This is a genomic window from Pseudoselenomonas ruminantium, assembly GCF_900104055.1.
Classification (GTDB): Bacteria; Bacillota; Negativicutes; order Selenomonadales; family Selenomonadaceae; genus Selenomonas_A; species Selenomonas_A ruminantium_C.
The window spans coordinates 1-6,932 of the sequence record NZ_FNJQ01000062.1 but is presented as its reverse complement, the minus strand read 5'-3'; the positions used below and the strand labels follow the sequence as shown (position 1 = coordinate 6,932).

General features: G+C 54.5%; 9 protein-coding genes, 1 tRNA gene and 1 pseudogene. 5 read left to right on the top strand and 6 right to left on the bottom strand.

The window, feature by feature from the left end:
* Nucleotides 1–366: 366 nt before the first annotated feature.
* The 5 genes from aroF to BLQ59_RS15305 form a co-directional block, all read right to left on the bottom strand.
* Nucleotides 367–1,398, bottom strand: coding sequence for a 3-deoxy-7-phosphoheptulonate synthase (aroF, locus tag BLQ59_RS15325; RefSeq protein WP_074573676.1), 1,032 nt, complete (start codon nt 1,396–1,398; stop codon nt 367–369).
* Nucleotides 1,399–1,426: 28 nt separating this feature from the next.
* A complete protein-coding gene (gene pheA, locus BLQ59_RS15320) occupies nt 1,427–2,260 on the bottom strand; it encodes a prephenate dehydratase (protein ID WP_074573675.1) in 834 nt (277 codons plus the stop codon).
* Between the two features lie 166 nt (nt 2,261–2,426).
* The gene (locus tag BLQ59_RS15315; RefSeq protein ID WP_074573674.1) at nt 2,427–2,621 is read right to left on the bottom strand and encodes a ferredoxin; all 195 of its coding nucleotides are present in this window, start codon (nt 2,619–2,621) and stop codon (nt 2,427–2,429) included.
* A gap of 89 nt (nt 2,622–2,710) precedes the next feature.
* On the bottom strand, nt 2,711–3,598 hold the full coding sequence (locus tag BLQ59_RS15310; RefSeq protein ID WP_074573673.1) for a hypothetical protein: 888 nt from the start codon (nt 3,596–3,598) through the stop codon (nt 2,711–2,713).
* Nucleotides 3,599–3,671: 73 nt separating this feature from the next.
* Entirely contained in the window at nt 3,672–4,658 is a 987-nt protein-coding gene (locus tag BLQ59_RS15305; RefSeq protein ID WP_074573672.1) for a diaminopimelate dehydrogenase, read from the bottom strand.
* Between the two features lie 182 nt (nt 4,659–4,840).
* Here BLQ59_RS15305 and BLQ59_RS15300 point away from each other — a divergent pair.
* A tRNA-Ser gene (locus BLQ59_RS15300) sits at nt 4,841–4,929 on the top strand.
* A gap of 222 nt (nt 4,930–5,151) precedes the next feature.
* On the opposite strand, the gene BLQ59_RS15295 is transcribed toward BLQ59_RS15300, so the two are convergent.
* The gene (locus BLQ59_RS15295; RefSeq protein WP_256324703.1) at nt 5,152–5,400 is read right to left on the bottom strand and encodes a tyrosine-type recombinase/integrase; all 249 of its coding nucleotides are present in this window, start codon (nt 5,398–5,400) and stop codon (nt 5,152–5,154) included.
* A 114-nt stretch (nt 5,401–5,514) separates the two neighbouring features.
* Here BLQ59_RS15295 and BLQ59_RS16120 point away from each other — a divergent pair, with 114 nt between their 5' ends.
* The 4 genes and pseudogenes from BLQ59_RS16120 to BLQ59_RS15280 all read left to right on the top strand — a co-directional run.
* Complete coding sequence (locus BLQ59_RS16120; protein ID WP_176756835.1) at nt 5,515–5,772, top strand: hypothetical protein; 258 nt, start codon at nt 5,515–5,517, stop codon at nt 5,770–5,772.
* Nucleotides 5,708–6,037: a hypothetical protein gene (locus tag BLQ59_RS15290; protein ID WP_074573670.1), complete on the top strand. Its 330-nt coding sequence runs from the start codon at nt 5,708–5,710 to the stop codon at nt 6,035–6,037. Before BLQ59_RS16120 ends, BLQ59_RS15290 begins: the two co-directional genes overlap by 65 nt.
* A gap of 351 nt (nt 6,038–6,388) precedes the next feature.
* Entirely contained in the window at nt 6,389–6,643 is a 255-nt protein-coding gene (locus tag BLQ59_RS15285; RefSeq protein WP_074573669.1) for a hypothetical protein, read from the top strand.
* Nucleotides 6,644–6,727: 84 nt separating this feature from the next.
* A pseudogene (locus BLQ59_RS15280) lies at nt 6,728–6,932 on the top strand (IS256 family transposase); the annotation flags it as partial.

The following is a 6,932-nucleotide window of genomic DNA, read 5'->3' as shown; positions in this document are numbered from 1 at the left end:
AAGCCGCAAGTACATCGATGTGCTTGTTACGGGGAGAAGTGAGTTTGTGCCGATAGCTAAATCCGTGTCTTGGGGCGAACGGGGGAGTGCTTTTTCTGGTGGAGCGACAGTCTGAGCATAGCGAAGACCGGCCCGTTGCAGAAAGTCACTGGGGAGCACGCTGAAAGACGCGCCGTTGGCCTGCCCGGCGCATTCAGACTAAGGAATGTTGACCTTGCCGAGCGGGTCGTTTAGCGCAACCAGAAAAAGTACTCCCCCGTGAACCCCTGACTGCGCATGAGCGGGATACCTTTGCCACGAACTCCCCAATAAACTGCAATTTCTAAAAAAGCAGCCCGACCAACATGTCGAGCTGCTTTTGCCAACTTAAATATCCATTGAATGAATGTTCTCCTCTTTCATGAAGGCGGAGATTTTTTGTACGCCGCGCATGACTTCGGCGTAGTTCTCCGGCGTCAGGGACTGCGGTCCATCGGAGAGGGCCTTGGCCGGGTTCGGATGAACCTCCATCATCAGGCCGTCCGCACCAGCGGCAATAGCCGCAAAGGCCATGGGCTTCACCATTCTCCATTTGCCCGTTCCATGGCTGGGATCTACGATGATCGGCAGGTGGGACAGATGCTTGACTGCTGCCACCGCACTGAGGTCCAGCGTATTGCGGGTATAGGTCTCATAGGTGCGGATGCCGCGCTCACAGAGTACCACATTGGGATTGCCCGCATTCATGATGTACTCAGCTGCATTTAACCACTCATCAATGGTAGCTGCCAGACCGCGCTTCAACAGCACCGGCTTGCCGCATTTACCGACTTCCTTGAGCAGTCCGAAGTTCTGCATATTGCGCGCACCAATCTGCAACATATCCGCATATTCCACCACGCGCTCGATGGCCTCCACCGTCGTTACCTCCGTAACCACGCGCAGCCCAGTGCGCTCACGGGCTTCGGCCAGATACTTGAGCCCCTCGATTTCCAGCCCCTGGAACGCGTAGGGCGAAGTACGCGGCTTATAAGCGCCGCCACGCAGGAATTGGGCACCGGCCTTTTTCACGATTTCTGCCGCTTCAAACAGCTGTTCCTTGGACTCCACCGCACAGGGACCAGCCATGACCACCGGCGTGCCGTCACCAATCTTGACACCGGCTACATCTATCACGCTGCTCTGGGGATGGAATTCCCGGCTGGCCAGCTTGTAGCTCTTGGAAATCTCCACGCTCTTTTCCACGCCATCCATCGCATCGATGGGCACCGTAGCCAGTCTTGCCTTATCGCCGATAACCCCGACGATCTTCTGCTGGCTGCCCTCCATCACCTTGGCCTGCAGGCCTGCGCCCTCAATGACCGCAATGACTTCCTGGATGTCTTCTGCCGTAGCATCCACATTCATGATAATAACCATAGTTCCATCCCCTTCTATATAAAAAGACTTATTTAACCTGTATAACCGGATACGTACCGAGGTTCCTGAGCCAGATACTCTTTTCCGCCACCGCCGCCAGCGACTCATCGAGCTGCGGCGAATCCACATATTCCAGATCGAAAAAGAAGATATAGGCCCCGAGCTCCGTCCGGGCCGGCCGTGACTCAATGCGCGTCATATTGATGCCCCGCTGGGCAAACTCCTTGAGCACGTCAAAGAGGGCACCGGCCTGCTGACCGTCAATCTGGCAGATGACAAGCAGCTTCTCCTTGGGCAGGAACGCCTGCGCTTCCCGCCCCACCTGAAAGAACCGCGTGCAGTTGGCCGCACTGTCCTGGATCTCCTTGGCGATGGGAATCAGCCCCAGCAGTTCCCCGGCCCTCGCCGTAGCAATGGCCGCACAGTGATCATCCTCGGAATCCGCGACGATTTCCGCTGCCCGGGCCGTACTCGATACCTTGATCAGTTCGGCCTGCGGATAATGCTCCTGCAAGAAGGCCCGGCACTGGGAAATCGGCTGGGCATGAGAATAAATCCGTTTTATCTCGCCCTTGCGCTTTGCTAAAAGCTGATTATGCACAGGCCAGATCAGTTCCCGCCAGACATGCAATCCATCACTGCGCGCCAGCGTATCGAGGGAAATATTGATGGCACCTTCCAGCGAGTTTTCCACCGGCACCAGCGCTGAATCCACCTCACCATTCTCCACTGCCTGCAGGCAGTCAAAGATATCGGCAAACAATACCAGCCTGTAATCTTCCTGACAGTATTTCTTCAGATAAACCGCCGCTGCCTCACTATGGGTTCCCGCGGGGCCTAACACCCCCATGGTCTTTGCCATGCACATCCCCCTCACAAGAAAAGCCTCGTCCTTGAATCTAATGGACGAGGCTTTTAATACCTGATTCCGCTTCAAATTGTTATTATCATAGCACAAATGATAATAATTAACAAGCATTTTTGTAAAATAAGTTGCATTTTGTCTTTTGAAAACGGACTTTCGTATGTTATTTTGCAGAAACTATGGTAATTGCACCGACAGGACAATCCCCAGCGACTTGCTGAGCATCCTCTATCGATTCTGCGGGCAGTTCCTGATAACCTTCCGCAACCCCATCATCTCCGAGGCGGAATCCCTCCGGACAACTGGCAGCACACATGCCACACCCTACGCAAAGCGCCTTATCCACATAGCCTTTCATAAAAAGCCTCCTAAATATATACACGATATAACACACAGGCTTATTGTATCGCATGGGATAAATGCTATCTGTAACATGCGTTACAAATATCAGATCCGGACTTCAAACCGCTGCTCCTCCTGAGGCTGCTTGCGCGCCGGCAACGGTTTGGCCTTTTCCTGCGGCGGCTCTGCCGTTACCTGTTCCCGATATTGGCGTGCCGCATGGGGAGGAGGCGCAGGATTCACAGGGATACGGCCTGCCTTCTGCAGCCGCTCTTTGGCTTCCCTGCGTGCCTGCCGCATTTCCTCCCGCAAGCTTTGCTCTTCATCATGGGCAATCTTGGCCAGCACCTCATCCGGCGTCAAACCGCGAAGTTCCGAAAAAGTCTCTACCTGCTCACGGCTGCGGACAGCCCTGGCTGCCTTTTTCCTCTCTTCCGGAGCAGCCACCGGCGCTGCCGCCCCATCAATATCGGCCATGCTCAGAGAACCGCGCCTGCCTTCCTTGCGTGTCAGCAGCCTGCGGATGCCAAACCAGACCACCAGCGCCATGAGCACCAGCACGCTGCCCCAAAACACCGCACTATGGGAAGCAAACTGCCCCCAGCTGCTGTCCTGCGCCGTCTGGCTGGACTGCTGTGCCTGCGCCTTCGCATCAGCCATAGCCTGCTGCCGGGGATTTTCCTGATTCAGCCCATTCTGAGCCGGAACCACCACCGTCTGGGGCTGCTGGTTTTCCTGCGAAGCCCCGCCACTGGCATCCACGGACTTCTGGGCCTTGGCCTCTTTTTCCGGGCTGGACTGCGTAGTCTTGGAGAGCGCCCCGTCTCCACGGGCCACTGACTGCCGTGCCTGATCCTCCAGCCGCTCATCATGCGTCTGCTGCTTGTCATGAGGCACATTCGTCTCCTGCGCTGTACCGCCCTGTTCCAGCTTCACGCCCGGTACAGACGGCGGTGTTGGCGGTGTGGGTGCCACTGGAGCCTTCACAGCCATAAAATCTCCTCCCCCATGCAGCGTGGACCACAGGCTGACATGCCGCCTTACGCCACGAATCCGCTAACGCGTATCAGAGCAGATGCGCTCTAAGCTCTTCGCCGCTCTGCGCCGACAGATAGCTCGGGGCAATATCGAGCACCGTCTTGCAGCCCGTCACGCCCTCTTTGGCCAGACGATATGCGGCTCGCGCATAGCACACCAGCACGCTCGTCGTGAATTCCGGATTGGAATCGAGGTCCAGCTTGAACTCGATCACATGCTTGTTCTCACCATCATGTCCCGTAACACCGCTGCGAATCACCGAACCGCCATGCGGCAAGCCCTTGTGGTCACGATCCAGTTCTTCCTGGCTGATGAAATGCACCGTCGTATCGTATTCATCGAAATAGTTGGGCATGGTCTTGATTTCCTGCTCAACCTTCGCTGCATCTGCGCCTTCTTCCAGCACCACATAGCACTCACGCGTATGCTTCTCGCGCGTCGTAAGTTCCGGATTCTCACCAGCACGCACGGCAGCCAAAGCCTTTTCGACCGGCACCGTATACTGGCGGGCATCTGCTACACCCTCGATGCGGCGGATGGCATCCGAATGCCCCTGCGAAACGCCGCGCCCCCAGAACGTATAATCCTTGCCATTGGGCAGGATCGCATTGCTGTAAACACGCGCCAGCGAGAACAGGCCCGGGTCCCAGCCCACGGAAATGATGCCCACATGGCCATTTTCCTTCGCAGCCTTATCCACATTGGCAAAATGCTCCGGAATCCGAGCATGCGTGTCGAAACTGTCCACCACATTGAAAAGCTTCGCATAATGAGGCGTCTGTACCGGCAGGTCCGTAGCACTACCGCCGCAGAGGATCATGACGTCGATCTTGTCTTCCCACTCTTCCACATCGCTGACATTCACCACGGGAACGCCTGGCGTCTTGATGCTCAAAAGCGCCGGATCACGGCGGGTAAACACTGCCACCAGTTCCAAATCATCATTGGCCTTGACCGCGCACTCCACGCCCCGGCCCAGATTGCCATAACCTAAAATACCGATACGGATACTCATAATCTGCCTTCTTTCCATTATATTCAGAAATGAAATAGCTACCTTCTTACTATACCATATTTCCGGTCAGTTTGACACTCCCCATGCGCAAACACAGCGGTTGCGGCGGTTTTGCTAAAACTTAACCTTTACACTCCCAGACCTGTTGTGTTATAATATTTGTTGTTCAGTTATGAACATACGGAGAGGTGTCCGAGTGGTCGAAGGTGCTTGACTCGAAATCAAGTGTGGTTAATAGCCACCGTGGGTTCGAATCCCACCCTCTCTGCCATTGAGATTCAAGGGCTCGCGCATTTTTGCGCGGGCTTTTTTGTTGTCATTTTTGGGTTTCAGCGGGTTTAGTGTATACAGTTTATGGCCGTCAAAGGGCACTTAGGGCTATGGGGCCTGCGTTTTGCAGGCTCGCTAGTCCTATTTTTTATGCGCCGGGTGTGGACATGGCAGGAAGCTGACGGTCAGATTTTAATAATTTTGACCGGTCAGGCCGTCATTTTCACCGCACCTGGCGCTTTTTGTTTGCGGAGGCGAGGCTGACGATATTGCCTGCGTCTCCGTCGAGCCAATGGCTGACGGCGGCTTTGGCTTCTTCGTCGATATGGTTATAAATATCCATGGTGATCTGGATGTTACTGTGCCCCAGCTGCTCCTGGATGTCCTTGAAGTTAAACTGCCCCAAGGCCTTCATGCGGCTGGCCATGTCATGGCGCAGCATGTGGAAGGTGGTCCTGGTGCCCAGTTTCATCAACATCGGGCAGAAAATCGCACCGTGCCCGGGCAAACACAAGGAGGTGGCCCGGGATGCGCCCTCAGGCCAACCGGGCCTGCGTGTCCGACACTGGCCGGCTATTGGCATCAGTTGCTGGCTGAGCGTCTGACCGATGCGGGCCTCTGCCTGCGGGTGCCCCTGCATATCGCCCCCCATGGCATTGACCTGACGGCGGATTTTGATCTGTCCGGCGGAGATGTCTTAGATATTTCGCTGGCCCTGGGGGATTTTGGCTATGGCCATATGACAAGGCTCCGGGCCCAGGATGCAGGGAGGCGTGACCATGTTATCCACCAAAGCCGAAAAACTGCTGCAAGCCTTGCAAAAACGGGGCGGCGGCAGCATTGACGAATACTTCCTGCGGGACGATACGGGCCTGAGCCACGGCAGTATCGTGGCCGGTCAAAAGCCTGCCCCTGTGACCAATCCGCCTGCACCTGATGACAGCCCCGTGACCGAACCTGCAGGCGATCCCCCCGCCAAAAAGGCAGATACGGAAGGCACCGCCAGCTTTCTGCGCGGCGACGGCACCTATACCGTCTACTCCCACGAATACGAAAGCGAGGACACCTACCAGACGAAAATGACCGAAGACGGCTTTATCGTAAACTGAGCCTCTATTTATTGGAAAGGAAGCGACTCCATGCGTGCCCGGGGCGTGACGTATTACGGGCAGCGAATATAATATATCCCTTGAGTTTCCCATCTGCCCCCACAAGGTTTCCTTGTGCCCCTGCAGACTTTAATTAGAGTAGAAATACTTTCGATGTGAGAGCATCATAAAAAGCCGTGCTGTGCGTGGAGCAGCTCAAAATCCACACCCTGCCGTGCCGATGGGCACACGCCTTGTGACAAGGAGAATGTCACACCTGCGCAGGGGGTAAAACCTGCACCAGAACGTGCCGCTAGGCACACGGCTGACGGCCAGCAGAAAACTCTTAAATCTTTACTGTATAAATTAGGATTGACCAATCTGGAATTTACGTTAGGCGTCTGCCAGCCGGATTACGACAACAAATACCCTGCCGGTGTTTACATTCCCCGCTCACTGCGGGTAAAAGATAAGGCCATTGAAAACAGCAGCGATGGAGATTTTGTCGATTTCATCTTAGAAAAGAGCCTTGACCGGATTGATGCCAAATACTCTCATTTTACCTACTGTGATGAGCAGAAAAAATTTCCAGCCAAATTGTATGATTTGCTGGAAGAGAGAGTATGAAAAAATCTCTGTAAATTAACTTTCCCTCGAAATCAAAAGGTCTTCTATGATAAACTATAATCAAATCATAGGAGGCCTTTTGTTATGGCAAGAAAGAAAAAAGAGATTCACAAGGTAGAAATGACCGATGGCAAGCGTGCCATCATCCAGCAGCTGTTCCAAGAGTACAACATCGAGAGCGCCACAGATATCCAAGATGCCCTAAAGGATTTGCTCGGCGGCACCATCAAGGAAATGATGGAAACGGAAATGGATGAGCATCTGGGCTATAGCAAATCTGAGCGTTCCG

What these genes read in the sequence shown, in the direction of transcription:
- pheA (WP_074573675.1), bottom strand. Translation starts at nt 2,260, where the DNA reads ATGGCAAAGACCATGGGGGTGTTAGGCCCCGCGGGAACCCATAGTGAG.
- BLQ59_RS15295 (WP_256324703.1), bottom strand. Translation starts at nt 5,400, where the DNA reads ATGAAACTGGGCACCAGGACCACCTTCCACATGCTGCGCCATGACATG.
- aroF (WP_074573676.1), bottom strand. Translation starts at nt 1,398, where the DNA reads ATGGTTATTATCATGAATGTGGATGCTACGGCAGAAGACATCCAGGAA.
- BLQ59_RS15290 (WP_074573670.1), top strand. Translation starts at nt 5,708, where the DNA reads ATGTTATCCACCAAAGCCGAAAAACTGCTGCAAGCCTTGCAAAAACGG.
- BLQ59_RS15305 (WP_074573672.1), bottom strand. Translation starts at nt 4,658, where the DNA reads ATGAGTATCCGTATCGGTATTTTAGGTTATGGCAATCTGGGCCGGGGC.
- BLQ59_RS15310 (WP_074573673.1), bottom strand. Translation starts at nt 3,598, where the DNA reads ATGGCTGTGAAGGCTCCAGTGGCACCCACACCGCCAACACCGCCGTCT.
- BLQ59_RS15315 (WP_074573674.1), bottom strand. Translation starts at nt 2,621, where the DNA reads ATGAAAGGCTATGTGGATAAGGCGCTTTGCGTAGGGTGTGGCATGTGT.